We start from the raw sequence: 16,915 nt of genomic DNA, 5'->3' as shown, positions 1-16,915 counted from the left end.
GCGGGCTTAGCCCTGTTGATCCAACCAGGCCAGCGCCTGTTCTCCGGTTTCATCCAGCGGTAAATAGACCAGCAGACGCGAACCGTTGCGCGGCGCGGAATACCAGTACATTTGCTGCAGGCTAAAGCGCCCGAGCTGCGGATGGTTAAAATTTTTCACCTGGTTTTCGACGCCGCGCACCTCATAGCGCTGGTGCCATAGCGCTTCGAACTCCGCTGAAGCGGCGAAAAAGCGCGCCAGCTTATCTTCCCACTCTGGCGAACCGCGATGCTCAGCCATCGCCGCGCGAAAATAGGAAACAAAAGTCGGCAACACATCGCGATTTTCAATGCGGCTACGCCAGGCTTCGCAGGTGAGATAGAGATAGATGCAATTGCGGTCTTCTTCGGCAATCGTCGCGAAATCAACGCCCATCAGGCGGCAAAAACTGTCATTCCAGGCGACGATATCAAAGTTCGGTTTCTGAATGCTGGCGGGCTGCGGCATCAGGCTATCAAGCATGCGTCGGGTTCCGGGACTGATCCCCTCGCAAACCGTGGCCTGCGTATTCTCCGGCGGCGTTAAGCCGGCCAGTACGAACAGATGGCGGGTTTCCAGCGGGCTGCACTGCAGCGCGCTGGCCACGCCGCTTAATACCGCCGCCGACGGATTCACTTCCCGCCCCTGCTCAAGCCAGGTGTACCAGGTCACGCCGACGTCCGCCAGCATCGCCACCTCTTCCCGGCGCAGCCCCGGCGTCCGCCGCCGCCCGACGCGCGGCAGGCCGAGACGCTGCGGGTCAAGGCTTTCGCGGCGGGCGCGCAGAAATGCTCCCAGCTGTTTACGGCTATCATCGGGCGCGAGATTCAGCGCCTCACGTTGCAGCATTAGCGTCATTGTTCCTCCAGCATGGTAGTACCAATACCAGTATAGACAGGAACTGGTACCCGTTTAATTAATCGGAGATGCTACGGCCATCCGCTGAATGACGCAATGGAGAGATCCGATGAATTCGTCTGCTGTTTCACCCGGCCGCGCCGGCTTACTGCTGTTACTGACCGGCCAGATGCTGCCGTTAATTGATACCTCGATAACCAACGTGGCGCTGGACTCGATCACCCACTCCCTCGACGCCAGCGCCACTCAACTGGAGCTTATCGTCGCGCTGTACGGCGTGGCCTTTGCCGTCTGCCTGGCGATGGGCAGCAAACTGGGCGATAACTATGGACGCCGCCGCCTGTTTCTGTGGGGGGTGGCGGTATTCGGCATCGCCTCGCTGCTATGCGGGATGGCTAACTCCATTAACGCCCTACTCGCCGCACGAACGCTGCAGGGCGCCGGCGCGGCGCTGATCGTGCCGCAAATCCTCGCCACCCTGCACGTCACCCTGAAAGGCACCGCTCACGCCCGGGCGATCAGCCTGTACGGCGGCATCGGCGGCATCGCGTTTATCGTCGGCCAGATGGGCGGCGGCTGGCTGGTCTCCGCCGATATCGCCGGGCTCGGCTGGCGCAACGCCTTCTTTATCAACGTGCCTATCTGCCTGCTGGTGTTGGCCTTTAGCCGCCGCTATGTGCCGGAAACCCGCCGCGAAAGCCATTCCAGCATCGACTGGCAGGGAACTTTCAGCCTGGCGTTAATCCTTTGCTGCCTGCTGTTTCCGATGGCGCTGGGGCCGGAACTGCACTGGCCATGGGAGCTACAGCTGCTTTTGCTGGCCGTATTCCCCCTGCTCGCCTGGATGCGCCTGAGCGCGCTGCGTAAGCAGCAGCGCGGCGAGCAACCGCTGCTGCCGCCACGGCTGTTGAAACTCACCAGCATCCGTTTTGGTATGGCTATCGCACTGCTGTTTTTCAGCGCCTGGTCCGGCTTTATGTTTTGTATGGCGCTGACCATGCAGGCCGGGCTGGGGATGGCGCCGTGGCAGTCCGGCAACAGTTTTATCGCTCTCGGGGTGGCCTATTTTATCTCCGCGCTGTACGCGCCAAAGCTTATCGCCCGCTACAGCATGGGACGGATTTTGCTGATTGGCCTGGCGGTGCAGATTAGCGGCCTGCTGCTGCTAAGCGTCACCTTTTATCAACTTGGCCTGCGGACCACGACGCTGGCGCTGGTGCCCGCCACCGCGCTGATCGGCTATGGTCAGGCGTTAATCGTCAACAGTTTCTATCGTATCGGGATGCGGGACATCCGCGCCTGCGACGCCGGAGCCGGCAGCGCCATCCTCAGCACCTTGCAGCAGGCGACGCTGGGGCTGGGGCCGGCCATTCTCGGTTCACTGTTCTTAACCCTGGCCCAGCGCGGCGGCGGTGACTATACGCAGGCGCTGATCGTCTTCCTGCTGGTCGAGGTGGCAATGATGCTGCTGCTGGGCGCTATTGCCCTTTGGCTGCGCCATCACCTGAACCTGCAGCCGGCGGCGACGGCGTCCTGATTCACAACTGTGTAACCTCTGATTTGCATAATAGTCATCCAGCGGTCATCATAACCGCTGGATGTACAGGAGACGTTATGCAGGAATTAATATCGCAAATCGCCGCATTAGGCATCAAAATCACCCCTACCACCTCGCTCATCATTACTTTTGGCATTATTTTTCTGACGGCGATTGTCGTTCATCTCATTCTGCACAAAGTGGTTCTACGCACCTTTGAAAAGCGGGCGCAGGCCAGCAGCCATTTATGGCTGCAGATCATTACGCAAAATAAACTCTTCCACCGCCTGGCGTTCACCCTGCAGGGGATTATCGTCAACGTTCAGGCCGTGCTCTGGCTGCAGAAAGGCAGCGAAGCAGCGGAAATCTTATCTACCTGCGCGCAATTGTGGGTCATGGTTTACGCCATGCTCTCTTTCTTCTCGCTGCTGGACGTGATTTTCAACCTGGCGCAAAAATTCCCCACCGCCTCGCAGCTGCCGCTTAAAGGTATCTTCCAGGGGATTAAGCTGGTCACGGCGATTATTATCGGCATCCTGATCATATCGCTGCTGATTGGACAATCGCCGGCGATTCTGATTAGCGGTCTTGGCGCGATGGCCGCCGTGCTGATGTTAGTGTTTAAAGACCCGATTCTTGGCCTGGTGGCCGGGATCCAGCTTTCCGCCAACGACATGCTCAAACTCGGCGACTGGCTGGAGATGCCAAAATACGGCGCCGATGGCGCGGTTATTGATATCGGCCTGACGACGGTAAAAGTGCGCAACTGGGATAACACTATCACCACGATCCCCACCTGGTCGCTGGTCTCGGATTCGTTTAAAAACTGGAGCGGGATGTCGGCCTCCGGCGGTCGTCGTATTAAGCGCAGCCTGAACATCGATACCACCAGCATCCATTTTCTTGACGAGCAGGAGCAGCAGCGCCTGATTCAGGCCAAATTGCTGAAGCCCTATATGGACTCGCGCCATCAGGAAATTAATGAGTGGAACCAACAGCACGCTAATGAACCGTCGGTGCTTAACCTGCGCAAAATGACCAATATCGGCACCTTCCGCGCCTATCTGCAGGAGTATCTGCGTAACCATCCGCGGCTACGTAAGGATATGACCATGATGGTGCGCCAGCTGGCGCCGGACGCTAACGGCCTGCCGATTGAGATCTACTGCTTCACCAATACCGTGGTGTGGGCGGAGTATGAAGGCATTCAGGCGGACATCTTCGACCATATCTTTGCGGTGGTTGACGAATTCGGCCTGCGTATTCACCAGACGCCAACCGGCAACGACATTCGTTCACTGTCGGGCGCGCTGTCGTCCTGATTCCCGGCTGGCGCGCATTGCGCGCCAGCGTACTCTCACTCCACTATCATTTCTCAGGGCTAGCCGTCGACACAGTTTAAGCAGATGATCTTTTCACCAACATGGATTATCGCCAAAGGACGCTCTGCATAATGAAATTAACCACAACGTTTGTCGCGCTTGGCTGCGCTTTAGCACTCCTTTCCGGTTGCACCTCATCGAAGACCTCGCCAGAACGCCATGCTTATAGCTTCGTGTCTCACCGTTCAGATTTCGTCGGCGGTAATTTCACCGTTAACCGTCAGCAAAATTATCAGATGAACCTGCCTAACTTCCGCGATATCTATGCCCGCGGGCAAGAAGATCGGAAAAAAGGGGTGAGTGAAAGCGATGCGCAGCGGGTTGCCGACGCCATTAAGCAACAGGCGCTGGAAGGGGTGAAGTCACAACACTCCTTCAACGGTAATGCGAGCGATCGGTGGAGCGAAACGATGGAAGCGAAGGATGCTCGTCTGTTTGGTAATGAGCTGGCTGGCGCCTATCTGGACGGCTTCCACGGGATAAAATAAGCTGTGTCGCCCCGCCATTCCGCGGGGCGATAAGCCTTACGCCGGGCGGCGCAGCAGTTTGAAAGCGGCAAACAGGAAGATAATCCACACCGGCAGCAGTATCGCCGATAGACGCATCCCGTCAATGGTGCACATCAGCACCAGAATCAAACCGAGAAAGGCGATACAGAAGTAGTTGCTGGCTGGCGCCAGTAACGCTTTGAACTTCGATTCGCGGCCTTTACGACGCTGCGCGGCGCGAAACTTCAGGTGCGCCATACAGATCATGATCCAGTTCAGCAGCAGCGTCGCCACCACCAGCGCCATCAGCAGCCCCAGCGCTTCATGCGGCAGCAGATAGTTGAGCACCACCACCAGCGAGGTAATGACGCCTGACAGCAGCAACGAATTCACCGGCACGCCGCGTTTGCTGACGCGGGCGAGAAACTTCGGCGCATTGCCCTGTACCGACAGGCCGAACAGCATCCGGCTGTTGGAATAGACGCCGCTGTTATAGACCGACAGCGATGCCACCAGAATGACGAAGTTCAGCGCGGAGGCCACCACGTTGCTGTCAAGATTATGGAAAATCATCACAAACGGGCTGCTGTCGGATTTAATCTCCACCCACGGGTAGAGCGCCAGCAGCACCACCAGCGAACCGATATAAAACAGCAGGATACGGTAAACCACCTGGTTAACCGCTTTCGGAATGCTCTTTTCCGGATTTTGCGCTTCCGCAGCGGTGATGCCGATAAGCTCCAGCCCGCCGAAAGAAAACATAATCACCGCAAGCGACAGCACCAGGCCATGCCAGCCAGTGGCGAGGAAACCGCCATGCTTCCACAGGTTATCAAAACCGGCTTTGCTGCCGCCGTGGCCGCCAAACAGCATCCACAGGCCAAAGGCGATCATGCCGATAATCGCCAGCACTTTTATCAGCGCGAACCAGAACTCCGCCTCGCCGTACAGGCGTACGTTGACCAGGTTGACGGCGTTAATAATGATGAAGAAAGCCGCCGCCCAGACCCAGGTGGGAACATCGGGGAGCCAGTACTGCATATAAATCCCGGCGGCAGTCAGTTCCGCCATTCCTACCAGCACGAACATCACCCAGTAGTTCCAGCCGGACAGGAAACCGGCGAACGGGCCCCAGTATTTATAGGCAAAGTGGGCAAAAGAACCGGATACCGGCTCTTCCACCACCATCTCGCCAAGCTGGCGCATAATCAGAAAAGCGACAATACCGGCCACGGCGTAACCCAGCAACACCGCCGGGCCAGCCATTTGAATCGCGGGACCAATGCCAAGAAACAGGCCGGTCCCAATCGCGCCGCCAAGGGCGATAAGTTGAATATGTCGGTTCTGTAAACCGCGATGAAGCGTCGGGCCGCTCTCTTCTACGGCATCCGACGACGTTGACGCGTCTTTCACGTCGTTCCCCTGTGTGTTTTTGTGAAGGGGCACCTTTTATCACTTAGGGGGGATTGTCGCAAGTTGCGCGGGGCAAGCATCAGCCGCCCGCCCCGCTTTTTTAGCGTTAGAAGTCGTAGCTCATTGAGACGCGAACGGTACGCGGATCGCCTTCGAACAGATAGGTTCCGGTATCGTCAATGCCGGACCAGTACTTCTCGTTGGTCACGTTGGTCACCCCGATGCGCCAGGTCATTTCGTTCTGGTCGGCGTTCAGGCGCATACGATAGCGCAGGCCTAAATCCAGGGTGGTGTAGCTATCCAGCTTCTTGGTGTTGGCCGCATCGGCATACTGCGAGCCGCTATGATTGACACGCGCTGTCGCGGTCAGGCCTTCCACCGGCTTAATATCATACTCGGCGCCGAGCACCGCGTAGAAATTAGCCACCCCGATGGCATCTTTACCATCGGTTGCGCCTTTAGCGGTTTTAGTCTGTTTGGCATCCAGCCACACCGTACTGGCGTTAAGACGCAGCCCCAGCATCGGCTCGCCGAAGACGTTCATCTCTACGCCGCGGTTACGCTGCTCGCCGTCGAGGCCGTAATTGCCAGCGGTATCGGAAATGGCGTTCGGTTTTTTGATTTCAAACAGCGCCAGCGATCCGCCGATCGTTCCGTAGTCGATCTTGACGCCCACTTCGTCCTGCTTCGAGTGCGCGATCCCGGTACTCTGCCCGGCATTGGCCGCCGTAGTCGGCGCCACAGAGCCCGGCTGCAGCGCTTCGGTATGGTTAGCATACAGCGACAGCTGCTCCCACGGCTTGTACACCAGGCCAAACGTCGGCATCCAGCGGCTTTGGGTATAACGCGAAGAGGTATCTTCCAGTCCGGTGGCGTTGCTGTAGTTGCGCACGACCACTTTCTGATGACGAGCAGCCGCGGTAAACAGCACCTTATCGTTAAAGAAGCCGAGAGTGTCGCTCAGCAGCCAGCCCTGCGTACGGCTGCGCGAGGTGACCAGCGGATCGTGGTAGTTGCCGCCAAAATAGGCGTTATCCGGCATTGCCACATCGTGGTTGTCATAGATATTGGTGGTCGGATTCTTCGCCGACATCCGCCAGGCGGTCGCATCGGTATGCACCTGCGCCGCATAGCCGAGATTCACCTTATGCGAAATCGCGCCGGTATTGAAATCGCCGCGTACCCCGCCCATGCCGCTGATCGCGTCGATGATGCGGTTAGTATCAAGGCGGCCAACCGTTGCATCGCCGTTTTTATTGAGCAGCTTCGGCGCGCTGTAGGTGCCGATTTCATGCGAATGCTGACCGCCGAGGGCGCTGTATACCGTCCAGCTATCGCTCAGGTCATATTCCGCCTTCGCCATGCCGAACTCGCTTTCAATATCGCTATAGCCCCACTTCTGGCTGTAGTTTTTGCTGTTGTCCGGCAGCGCCGGGATGAAATCTACGCCGCTGATATTGACGCCCATCGTACCGCCGTGGAACGTTTTCTTCTGATAGCCGAAATCGAGCGAGGAGCGGAAACGATCGCCACGGTAATCAAGCCCCAGCGAAGCCAGCGTAGTACGGCGTTTATCGTTATCGATAGCGCCTTCGCCCTCGCGATGCACCAGGTTGACCCGGGCGCCGAACTGGTTGTTGTCGCCGAAACGGCGTCCCAGGTCGAGGGTGCCGCCCACCTGAGAATCAGAGGTATAGTCGACGCCAACACGTGCGGTCGGCAGATCTTCCGCCCGTTTCGGCTCGAGGTTAATCATCCCGCCGACGCCGCTGCTGGCCGCGCCGTTAAGCAGGCTGTTAGCCCCTTTGAAAATTTCAACGCGCTCCAGCATCTGAGTGTCCATCACCTGACGAGGCACCACGCCCGCCAGACCGCCCATGGTCATGTCATCGCCATCGAGCTTAAACCCGCGGATTCGATAGGACTCGGCGAAGTTGCCGTAGCCCTGTACGGCCTGCACGCCAGCGTCGTTACTGACGACATCGGCGATGGTTTTCGCCTGCTGATCCTGAATCAGCTTCGAGGTATAGCCGATGACGTTAAACGGGACGTCCATCGCCTTTTGTTCGCCAAGCATCCCCAGACGGCCGCCGTGGGCGATCTGCCCGTCGAGGAATGCCGGAACCACCAGGTCGCCGCCGGATTTAAAATCGCTGGTTTCGTTAGCCTCGACGATGAGGGTCTCTTCGCCAGGTTGCTTCGCGGCGGTAGCGTCCGCGGCCATCGCCGTTTGACTGGCGGCGCCGATGGCTAAGGCCAACAGCGTTTTACGCAGCGGGAAGGATGAATAGTGCGTGGTGTGCATAATTTGCCCCATGGATGAGGATAAATGGATCAAAGGGCCCGTCGCCGGGCCAGTTATTTTTATTGCTCGTTCAGGTCGATGCGTACGACGCTGTCCGGGCCTTTAGTGGAGTGGTCTTTATTGAAGGGCTGTTTGACGGTGACAAACAGCGTCTGACCATCGGCGGAAAGCAGCAGGCTGTTGGGATTGGCCGGCAGCGCCCAGCTTTTCTTCAGCGTATAGCGGCTGTCGTCAAGGCTGATAACCTTGCCGGATTCACGCTGTGAAATATAAATTTCGTGGCGTTTCCCATTGAACTGCACCGCCAGCGAATCGCCGACCTCGAGCTGTTTAAGCAGTTTGCCACTGTGGATATCCAGCACCAGGGTGGTTTTCGCTTTCGAGTTATCGGTCACGAACAGACGACCGGTGTCGCTATCTTCGGCCATATTAAGCAGCAGCGCCGGCTTGTCGCCCAGCGGCTTCCAGCGCTGTTCAATGCGTTGGTTACGCGGGTTGATCACCAGAATTTCACCGCTGCCGTTGGCGGCGTATACGCGCCCGGTTTGTGCAGAATAGTGCAGGCCGGTCATCCATTTACCGGTGTTTTTAATCCGCGTTTTCAGCTTCATGGTAGTGGCGTCAACCACCCAGATTTGCGCCGGGTCGGCGACCGCGCCAACGTAGAGGGTATTATTTAACAGCAGCAGCTGACGCGCCCCATAGGGGAGCCCTTTTTCATTGCGCTCGCTGAACAGCAGGCGGTTTTTTACCTTGCCGGTGGCGGTGTCGATAGCGCTGATGCCGCCGTCAAGCGAATTGCTGACGTATAGCGTTTTACCATCCGCAGAGAGCTGCAAAGCGAAGTTTTTCAGATCGGTATGCGTCAGGCCGATGGTATTAAGGGTTTGCGGATCCAGCTTGTAAACCGCCCCGCCCTGCACATCTTTAAAGCCTTCGGCGCTGGCGACGTACAGCGCATCACCCTGCGGGCTTAGCGCCATCTCGTACAACCCTTCCGCTAGCTGGCGCTGCAGCGGTTGCGCCACGTTAGCCGCAGGAGAGTTAACAACCGGTTGCGCAACGGCAGCGGAATGGTGAGTCGCGCAGCCGCCTAACGTCGCGCTGATGGCCAGCGCCAACGCCGGAAGAGTGTATTTCATTGGAACAACCCTATAAAAAATCAATGACCCGGTGGTCGCACAGTGGCCGATATTGTGTGTTTCCGGCCTGCTGTCTTTGCGTCACCCTACGCCTTTGCTGTTCCTTGTGAACGACTCACTGGCGCAGATCGATCCCTGCTTAGCCTGCGAACAAAAAAGAGAATGAGAACTATACGCATTATCAGGTATCAGGCAACCCCCGGCGGGCAAAAAAGATAATCTGCTGATTATTTAACGTGGAATAGCGGATTGATAGGGGAAGAAAGAAACTTCGGGATCGATACATACCCGGATAGCGGCGCACTACGCCTTATCCGGGCGACAGGAGGCTATGCCGCACGCTTCTTGCGAAGGGCGGCTTAGCGCGCTTAATGCAATTTCAGGCGCGGGCGAATAATCCGGTTAATCCCGCCGGACAGCATCATCAGGCCGGTTTTAAAATAACCGTGCAGCGTCACCTGGTGCATCCGATACAGCGAATCGTAAACCATCCGCGCAATACGGCCTTCGACCATCATCGGGCCGATCGGTAGATGCCCCATGATGCTGCCAAAGGTCGTGTAGCCGGAGAGCGAAACCAGCGAACCGCGATCGCGATAGGAGAACGATTTCAACTTATGCCCCTTCATCCGGGCGATAATGTTGTCGGCGGTGAAGAGCGCCATTTGGTGCGCCGCCTGGCCGCGCGGCGGGATAAATCCACCTTCCGGACGCGGGCACGCCGCGCAGTCGCCGAAAGCAAAAATATCAGCGTCACGCGTGGTTTGCAGCGTCGGGGTCACCACCAGTTGATTAATACGGTTGGTCTCCAGCCCGGCAATATCCTTCATGAAGTCCGGCGCTTTTATCCCCGCAGCCCAGACGATTAAACTCGCCTCGATAAACTGGCCATCTTTGGTATGCAGGCCGCCTTCTTCAACGCCGGTGATCATGGTATTGGTCATCACATTCACGCCAAGTTGGGTCAGCTTTTCGTGCACAGCGCTGGAAATCCGTTTTGGCAGCGCAGGTAAAATACCGTCGCCGGCTTCTATCAGGCTGACATTTAACGCTTCGTTGGTCAGATCTTTATAACCGTAGCTACGCAGTTCTTTCACCGCATTATGTAATTCGGCAGATAATTCAACCCCGGTAGCGCCCCCGCCAACAATGGCAATATTGACCTTACCTGACGTCTGAGGGTCGGCAGAATAGCGCAGAAATTGGTTCAGCATTTGCTGATGAAATACTTTTGCCTGCTCAGAACTGTCGAGAAAAATACAGTGCTCTTTAACACCCGGCGTATTGAAATCATTGGAAGTACTGCCCAGCGCCATTACCAGAGTGTCCCAACATAATTTACGCTCCGGCACCAACACCTCGCCTTGTTCATCCCGCAGCGCGGCGATAGTAATCGTTTTATTCTGCCGATCGATATCCATTACCGAACCGTGCTGGAAGGAAAAGTGGTGTTTGCTGGCATGGGCAAGAAAGCTTAACGCGTCCACGCCTTCATCCAGCGAACCAGTGGCGACTTCGTGCAGCAGCGGCTTCCACAGATGGCTCTGGCTGCGGTCTACGAGAGTGATATTCGCTTTCCCTCGGCGCCCTAATTTACGTCCCAGTTGGGTCGCTAGCTCCAGCCCACCGGCGCCGCCGCCGACAATAACGATCTCTTTTAATGGCGTAGTCAATGTGACCTCCAAAATAATTAATTAAATGTTAATTAAAAACACTCTAAATAATTTTTAGTTAACAATAATCCAAACAATAAAATGCCAGACATCCATTAGATGATGACGCGGTGCATATTGGTAATCGCAAATTTAATTGGCGGCAATTTTTAATCGGGATATTATTGTACAAGTTTCCGGGCAATTTCCTTGCACGTATATTCGAGGTAAACAAAAAGGCCACCAAATTATTATTTGGCGGCCTGGTGGTGGGTTAGATAATAATAACCAGCAAGTCTTATGTTTCACTAATTAATGGTGATTAGCGGCATCCCGGTATTCCTGTGGTTTAATAACGCATCATCACCGATTTAAGTTCAGTATAATCATCAATAAACGCGCTACCAAACTCACGGCCAATACCCGATCCTTTCATGCCGCCGAACGGCACCGCCGGGTCGAGGAAGGTATGCATATTGACCCAGACGATCCCGGCGTCAATGGCCTGCGAATAGCGCAGCGCCTGGCGGATATTATCCGACCAGACGCTGGCCGCCAGTCCATACGGCGAAGCATTAATTCGGGCCAGCGCCTCTTCTTCACTGCGATAGCCAATAAAGCTGCATACCGGGCCGAAGGTCTCCTCGCGCATCAGGGTGCTCTCTTCGCTGCGCACCTTAACCGCCGTCGGCTGCAGGAAATAGCCCTCGCCGGGCAGCGCTTCGCCGCCGCAGACGATGGTATCCCCCTCTTCGCGTGCGGTCTGAATGAGCCGCAAGACCTTGTCATACTGCTGGCGGTTGGCCAGCGGCCCCATCAGCGTTTGTTCATCCAGCGGCGACCCCGGCGCGAAAGCGCTGAGCCTGTCTTTCAGCAGCGCCAGCACCGCATCCAGTTTGCCCTGCGGCAGATAAAAGCGCTCAGCGGCGGCGCAAATCTGCCCCTGGTTGAGGTAACCGGCTTCGATAATGCCGTTCACCATGGCCTCCGGCGTCAGGTCATCGAGAAACAGCGCGGCGTTTTTACCGCCCAGCTCCAGCGTAACCCGTTTACCTGACGCACTGGCCGACTGCTGGACTTTTTCCCCGGTCGCCACCGAGCCGGTGAAGCTCACCTTGGCGCAGGCCGGATGCGTGATAAGGCGTTGGGCAATTTCGCCGCCGGCGCCGTTGACCACGTTAATGACGCCATCCGGGATACCTACCGCTTTCGCCAGTTCCGCCACCCGCAGCAGCGTCAGCGGCGTATACTCGCTCGGCTTGAGGACGATAGTGCAGCCGCAGACCAGCGCCGCCGCCATCTTCCAGATGGCAATCATAATCGAGAAGTTCCACGGTACGATGCCGACCACCACGCCCAACGGCTGGCGGCGGGTAAAGGCGGTATATTTCTCTCCGGCCATCGACGGCAGCGAGACATCCAGAGTTTCACCGGTGATTTTTCCCGCCCAGCCGGCGAAGTAGCGCAAAAACGCCACCGACTGCTCCAGCTCAAGCATCCGCGCTAGCATGATGGTTTTACCGGAGCAGAGACTTTCCAACTGCGCCAGCTCTTCGCGATGCTCTGCCAGCGTGTCCGCTAGCTTTAGCAGCAGCGCGCCGCGCGCCAGCGTCGGCATCTCGCGCCACTGATTAAACGCCTGGCGGGCGCTCTCCATGGCGCGGTCCGCCTGATCGACATCCGCCGCCGTAACCTCGGCGATTGACTCTCCGGTCGCCGGGTTTATCACCGCGAACGGCGCGCCGTGGCCCGCCTCCCGATGACCGGCAATAAACTGCCCGTGCGGCTGGCGTAAAAAGGCGGTCACTTCCGCCAGTAAGGTGATTTCGCTCATCGTCAGCACTCGTTTTTCAGCAAAGTTAGCCCATCACAGCACGGTTGTTCCGCGACGCCCATCGTTCTAAAGAACGTCATTCTTCCGGACGATATTCAACGCCCGCGCGGCGTGCTGTGATGAGGACATTGAGCCAGGCAAGACGACAGGGTAACGCGATGAATATTAAAATCGATGCGCTGAACTACTACGGCGCGACGAAGAAATACCAGCTCCATTTTCCGGCGCTGCGGGAAGATATCGAAGCCGATGTAGTGATTATCGGCGGCGGCTTCTCCGGCATTAACACCGCGCTGGAACTGGCGGAACAGGGGATCACCAACGTGGTGGTGCTGGAAGCGCGCCATCTTGGCTATGGCGGCACCGGGCGCAACGGCGGCCAGGTGATGGCTGGGATCGGCCATGATATCGAAGCGGTAAAAAAACACGTCGGCAAAGAGGGGCTGGAAACGCTGTTTAAAATCGCCAATCTCGGCGCGGGTATCATTCGCGAACGCATCCGCAAATACAACATCGACGCCGATTTCGTCCCCGGCTACGGCTACCTGGCCTATAACCAGCGGCAGCTTAAAACACTACGCCAGTGGGAGAAGGAGTTTAAAGCCGCCACCCCGGATGAAGAGATCGAACTGTATACCGGGAAAGAGGTACAGCAGGTGGTCGGCTCCGAGGTCTACTGCGGCGCGCTGAAACATATGGGCGGCGGGCAGATCCATTCACTCAATATGCTGCTTGGTTCGGCACAGGCCGCGCATTCTCTGGGGGTGAAAATTTTCGAATCCTCACCGGTGGTGGAGGTGAATTACGGCAAACAGGTGCAGGTGCGCACCGCGATGGGCAGCGTTAAAGCCGCCAAACTGCTGTGGGCCTGCGACAGCTTCCTCAACAATATGGAGCCGGAGATCTACAACAAAACGCTGGTCACCTACTCTTATCAGGTATCGACCGAGCCGCTCTCCGATGAACTGATCGAGCGCATCAGCCCGCTGCGCGGCGCCTTCAGCGATATTCGCCCGGTGATTAACTACTACCGCGTCACCCGCGAAAACCGCCTGCTGTTTGGTAGCGCCACCCGTTTCCTGGAGTATACGCCGAACGATTTCGCCGCCTGGAATCGTACGCTGCTGGCGGAGGTCTTCCCGTACCTTAAAGATGTGAAGATCGATTTCGCCTGGGGCGGGCCGATGGCCTGCAGCGCCAACCTGTTCCCGCAGATTGGCACCTTACGCGACCATAACAACGTCTTTTACGTCCAGGGGTACTCCGGCTTCGGCGTCACCCCCTCGCACATCGTGTGCAAAATCCTCGCCGAAGGGATCAATGGCGGTTCCGACCGCTATCGTCTGCTAAGCAGCATTCCCCACGCGACCATCCACGGCCGTGACAGCCTGCGCTTGCTATTAGTCACCGCCGGAAAACTGATGCATCAAACCGCCGGTTTCTGGAAAGGCCGGAGTTAATCAGGAGAACGCTATGCACGCTTTTAAACTCAAACACCCGGTACCTGAACTGCAGCCGATCGGCAGCGTCAGCCTGCTCGGCGCGACGCCGACCGTCGGCGACCCGCAGGTAGCGGTCGCGATGATCTACGGCGAGCCGCAGGATGCCTTTACCTGCGGACTGTTTTCGTCCACTGAGGGGAGCTTTACCATGACCTATCCGTTTACCGAACACGCCACCGTGCTGGAAGGCGAAGTGGAGCTGACCGTCGCCGGCGGCGAGCCGCAGCGCTTCGCGCCGGGGGACAGCTGGTTTGTCAAACAGGGTACCGAAGTGGAGTGGAAAATCCTCACCCCGCGTTTCGTCAAACACTACCTGGCGAACGTCGAGACGCGCTAACACGCTGATAATGCCCGGCGGCGCATTACGCCTTCTCCGGGCTACCAAATCGCACAGCGCTGTAGCCCCGGTAAGCGGCAGCGCCACCGGGGATTTTGAGGCCAAATTAAAGGCAGGCCGCACGGACCGTAGGCCGGGTAAGGCGCTAGCCGCCACCCGGCAGAAATACGCGCAACGTGGCAAGACAGATGACCCCGCTTTCCGGGGCTATTTTATTTATCAACCGCCACATTCATGGACTACGTCACAGATTCACCCGTTGCTCTCCACCTTCCGGACGATATTCGTTGAGCAGGATGCCCGCCTAAATTATGACTATCCGGGAGTGGCGCTGGCTATTCCCTGCTCTCCCCTACATTGTGCAGAGGTTGACTATGTTTAGTAACAGACTCGCCAGCCATCTTGAACGCGGCGTCGTCGGCTTTCCGACGACCCTCGCCAGCTCGGTTGGGCTGATTATGGCAAGCCCGGTGATCCTGACGGTCACCAGCGGATTCGGCATGGGCGGCGACACCTTCGCGCTGGCGGTACTGCTGGCTTTTATTATGATGCAGGCGCAGGTCACTACCTTCGCTGAAGCCGCGACGTTAATCCCCACCACCGGTTCGGTGTACGACTATATCTCCTGCGGTATGGGCCGCTTCTTCGCCATTACCGGCGCGCTGTGCGCCTATCTTATCGTCCATATCTTCGCCGGCACCGCGGAGACCATTCTCGCCGGCATTATGGCGCTGGTGAACTTCGAATCGGTCAACGCGCAGATGGCCGCCCATCAAAACACCTGGATGGTCGGCGTCGGTATGGTGGTCATTTTCGGCCTGCTGAACGCCATTGGCGTGGAAATTTTCGGCAAGGTCGAAGTGGTGCTCACCTTTGGCATGTGGACGACGCTGACCATTTTCGGCCTGTGCGGCATTTTTATGGCGCCGGTGACTCACCTTTCCGGCTGGTTCGGCACGCCGCTGAACGTTAGCGATATCTCCGGCCTGTTCGGCTATATCGGCATGGCGATGTTTATGTTCGTCGGCTGCGAACTGGTGACGCCGATGGCGCCGGAAATCAAAAAAGCCCACCGCACCATTCCGCGGGCGATGGCGCTGGGTTTACTGGGCGTCGCCAGCTGCATGTTTATCTACGGCGCGGCGATTAACCGCCAGGTGGAAAACGTGGTGGTCGATGCGGCGAATAACATCCATCTGCTGGACACGCCGATGGCGATCCCGGCCTTCGCCGAGCGGGTGATGGGCTACGCCGGCCAGTACTGGCTCGGGGTCGGCCTGCTGCTGGCGGGCTGCGCGACGATTAATACTTTGATGGCCGCGGTGCCGCGTATTATTTACGGTATGGCGCTGGACGGCGCGCTGCCGCGTTTTCTTACCTGGCTGCATCCGCGCTTCAAAACACCGGTGATCGCGATTGCCATCGGCGTGGCCATCCCCTGCCTGCACGCCTGGTACCTGAACGGCGATCTGGACCGCATCGTGCCGCTGATCCTCGCCGCGGTCTGCGCCTGGGGCGTAGCCTATCTGCTGGTCACCCTGTCGGTGGTGATGCTGCGCATTCGCCGCCCGGACCTGCCGCGCGCCTACCGCTCGCCGTGGTTCCCGCTACCGCAGATTATCTCCAGCGTCGGAATTATCATCGCGATCGTGAATATTACCCCACCGGGAATGGACAGCCGCGAGGTGCTGGTGCCGTTCGGGATTATGCTCGGCCTGACCGCTGCCTATGCCCTGTTCTGGACGCTGTGCGTACAGCGCGTTAATCCGTTCAAGCCGCTGGAGGTGGAAGAGGTGGTCGAGCGCGCTATCGGCAATTACGAGAAACAGACCCGCGGGGAGATGACGCCTGATGTCCTCCGTCCCCTGGTTTGAAACGCCATTAATGAACGCGGTGCAGCGCGACTTAGCGGGCTGGCCGAGCGAAAAACTGAGCGAAAGCAGCGCGATGTTGCGGCTAAACGACGTCACCGCCGTCACCTTCAGCGTGCGCCAGAAGCGGCTATTTATGGCCAGCATTCACAGCTGCGAGTTTGTCGTCGAGGGGCCGGTTACCCGGCCCGCTCGCGGCAAGATCCGCGCCCACCAATCCGGCTGGCTAAAACGCCTGCCAATCCGTTTTATCGGCAGTAAAGAGAGCGCGGAACTCGCCGGCTATCTCAATGGTTTTCCTAATCTCCAACAGACCTTAAGCGAGCTGGACTACCGCCGCTTTTCGTTGACCTTTGACGATAGCGGCTGGCGCTGCTGCATTGAACCCTGGGCCGCCAGCGAAGTGGCCTGTAAAATGCCGCCGCTGCGCCGTTATCTGAAACTCGAAGCGCAGCAGCGGATGCTGCTGCTCAGCGTACTGGCGATGATTAATCAGGCGGTAAGTCAGTGGATGCGCGGTCAAATCGCAGAAGAGAAAGCATTGACTTCCCCGCCATCACCGCGGGGAAGCTGAGG

At 57.6% G+C, this 16,915-nt stretch carries 13 protein-coding genes; 7 read left to right on the top strand and 6 right to left on the bottom strand.

Annotated elements, in window-relative coordinates; all coding sequences use genetic code 11:
- Nucleotides 1-6 precede the first annotated feature (6 nt).
- A complete protein-coding gene (locus tag ABLU78_RS09735; RefSeq protein ID WP_020079399.1) occupies nt 7-876 on the bottom strand; it encodes a helix-turn-helix transcriptional regulator in 870 nt (289 codons plus the stop codon).
- Between the two features lie 109 nt (nt 877-985).
- Here ABLU78_RS09735 and ABLU78_RS09730 point away from each other — a divergent pair, with 109 nt between their 5' ends.
- From ABLU78_RS09730 to ABLU78_RS09720, 3 genes are all read left to right on the top strand, one after another.
- Nucleotides 986-2,413 carry an MFS transporter gene (locus ABLU78_RS09730; RefSeq protein ID WP_045361932.1) on the top strand — a complete coding sequence of 476 codons (1,428 nt, stop codon included), beginning with the start codon at nt 986-988 and terminating at the stop codon, nt 2,411-2,413.
- Between the two features lie 77 nt (nt 2,414-2,490).
- The gene (locus ABLU78_RS09725; RefSeq protein ID WP_015367814.1) at nt 2,491-3,735 is read left to right on the top strand and encodes a mechanosensitive ion channel family protein; all 1,245 of its coding nucleotides are present in this window, start codon (nt 2,491-2,493) and stop codon (nt 3,733-3,735) included.
- A 131-nt stretch (nt 3,736-3,866) separates the two neighbouring features.
- Nucleotides 3,867-4,283 carry an Exc2 family lipoprotein gene (locus ABLU78_RS09720; protein ID WP_045381305.1) on the top strand — a complete coding sequence of 139 codons (417 nt, stop codon included), beginning with the start codon at nt 3,867-3,869 and terminating at the stop codon, nt 4,281-4,283.
- Nucleotides 4,284-4,319: 36 nt separating this feature from the next.
- On the opposite strand, the gene pheP is transcribed toward ABLU78_RS09720, so the two are convergent.
- The 5 genes from pheP to ABLU78_RS09695 form a co-directional block, all read right to left on the bottom strand.
- Nucleotides 4,320-5,696 (bottom strand): phenylalanine transporter, encoded by a 1,377-nt coding sequence (gene pheP / locus ABLU78_RS09715; RefSeq protein WP_015367815.1) that lies wholly within the window; start codon nt 5,694-5,696, stop codon nt 4,320-4,322.
- A 106-nt stretch (nt 5,697-5,802) separates the two neighbouring features.
- Entirely contained in the window at nt 5,803-8,001 is a 2,199-nt protein-coding gene (locus ABLU78_RS09710) for a TonB-dependent siderophore receptor (protein WP_348820472.1), read from the bottom strand.
- Nucleotides 8,002-8,060: 59 nt separating this feature from the next.
- A complete protein-coding gene (locus ABLU78_RS09705) occupies nt 8,061-9,143 on the bottom strand; it encodes an SMP-30/gluconolactonase/LRE family protein (protein ID WP_032712803.1) in 1,083 nt (360 codons plus the stop codon).
- Between the two features lie 368 nt (nt 9,144-9,511).
- Nucleotides 9,512-10,816 carry an NAD(P)/FAD-dependent oxidoreductase gene (locus ABLU78_RS09700; RefSeq protein WP_047042330.1) on the bottom strand — a complete coding sequence of 435 codons (1,305 nt, stop codon included), beginning with the start codon at nt 10,814-10,816 and terminating at the stop codon, nt 9,512-9,514.
- A 328-nt stretch (nt 10,817-11,144) separates the two neighbouring features.
- Nucleotides 11,145-12,629, bottom strand: coding sequence for an aldehyde dehydrogenase family protein (locus ABLU78_RS09695; protein ID WP_048228499.1), 1,485 nt, complete (start codon nt 12,627-12,629; stop codon nt 11,145-11,147).
- A gap of 158 nt (nt 12,630-12,787) precedes the next feature.
- On the opposite strand from ABLU78_RS09695, the gene ABLU78_RS09690 reads away from it, so the two are divergent.
- The 4 genes from ABLU78_RS09690 (at nt 12,788) to ABLU78_RS09675 (ending at nt 16,913) form a co-directional block, all read left to right on the top strand.
- Nucleotides 12,788-14,089, top strand: coding sequence for an FAD-binding oxidoreductase (locus ABLU78_RS09690; protein WP_020079404.1), 1,302 nt, complete (start codon nt 12,788-12,790; stop codon nt 14,087-14,089).
- Nucleotides 14,090-14,102: 13 nt separating this feature from the next.
- A complete protein-coding gene (locus ABLU78_RS09685; RefSeq protein WP_047464956.1) occupies nt 14,103-14,468 on the top strand; it encodes a cupin domain-containing protein in 366 nt (121 codons plus the stop codon).
- Nucleotides 14,469-14,842: 374 nt separating this feature from the next.
- Nucleotides 14,843-16,342, top strand: coding sequence for an APC family permease (locus ABLU78_RS09680; RefSeq protein ID WP_348820468.1), 1,500 nt, complete (start codon nt 14,843-14,845; stop codon nt 16,340-16,342).
- On the top strand, nt 16,320-16,913 hold the full coding sequence (locus ABLU78_RS09675) for a DUF3156 family protein (RefSeq protein WP_047038943.1): 594 nt from the start codon (nt 16,320-16,322) through the stop codon (nt 16,911-16,913). Before ABLU78_RS09680 ends, ABLU78_RS09675 begins: the two co-directional genes overlap by 23 nt.
- Nucleotides 16,914-16,915: the final 2 nt, after the last annotated feature.

This window comes from Klebsiella sp. JN_Kp122, assembly GCF_040062085.1.
GTDB classification, from domain to species: domain Bacteria; phylum Pseudomonadota; class Gammaproteobacteria; order Enterobacterales; family Enterobacteriaceae; genus Klebsiella; species Klebsiella aerogenes.
Note: the sequence above shows the minus strand (reverse complement) of the source record. Positions and strands in the feature narration are given on the sequence as shown.

Coding starts and splice junctions, on each gene's coding strand:
- ABLU78_RS09735 (WP_020079399.1), bottom strand. CDS start 876: ATGACGCTAATGCTGCAACGTGAGGCGCTGAATCTCGCGCCCGATGAT.
- ABLU78_RS09730 (WP_045361932.1), top strand. CDS start 986: ATGAATTCGTCTGCTGTTTCACCCGGCCGCGCCGGCTTACTGCTGTTA.
- ABLU78_RS09725 (WP_015367814.1), top strand. CDS start 2,491: ATGCAGGAATTAATATCGCAAATCGCCGCATTAGGCATCAAAATCACC.
- ABLU78_RS09720 (WP_045381305.1), top strand. CDS start 3,867: ATGAAATTAACCACAACGTTTGTCGCGCTTGGCTGCGCTTTAGCACTC.
- ABLU78_RS09710 (WP_348820472.1), bottom strand. CDS start 8,001: ATGCACACCACGCACTATTCATCCTTCCCGCTGCGTAAAACGCTGTTG.
- ABLU78_RS09705 (WP_032712803.1), bottom strand. CDS start 9,143: ATGAAATACACTCTTCCGGCGTTGGCGCTGGCCATCAGCGCGACGTTA.
- ABLU78_RS09695 (WP_048228499.1), bottom strand. CDS start 12,629: ATGAGCGAAATCACCTTACTGGCGGAAGTGACCGCCTTTTTACGCCAG.
- ABLU78_RS09690 (WP_020079404.1), top strand. CDS start 12,788: ATGAATATTAAAATCGATGCGCTGAACTACTACGGCGCGACGAAGAAA.
- ABLU78_RS09685 (WP_047464956.1), top strand. CDS start 14,103: ATGCACGCTTTTAAACTCAAACACCCGGTACCTGAACTGCAGCCGATC.
- ABLU78_RS09680 (WP_348820468.1), top strand. CDS start 14,843: ATGTTTAGTAACAGACTCGCCAGCCATCTTGAACGCGGCGTCGTCGGC.
- ABLU78_RS09675 (WP_047038943.1), top strand. CDS start 16,320: ATGTCCTCCGTCCCCTGGTTTGAAACGCCATTAATGAACGCGGTGCAG.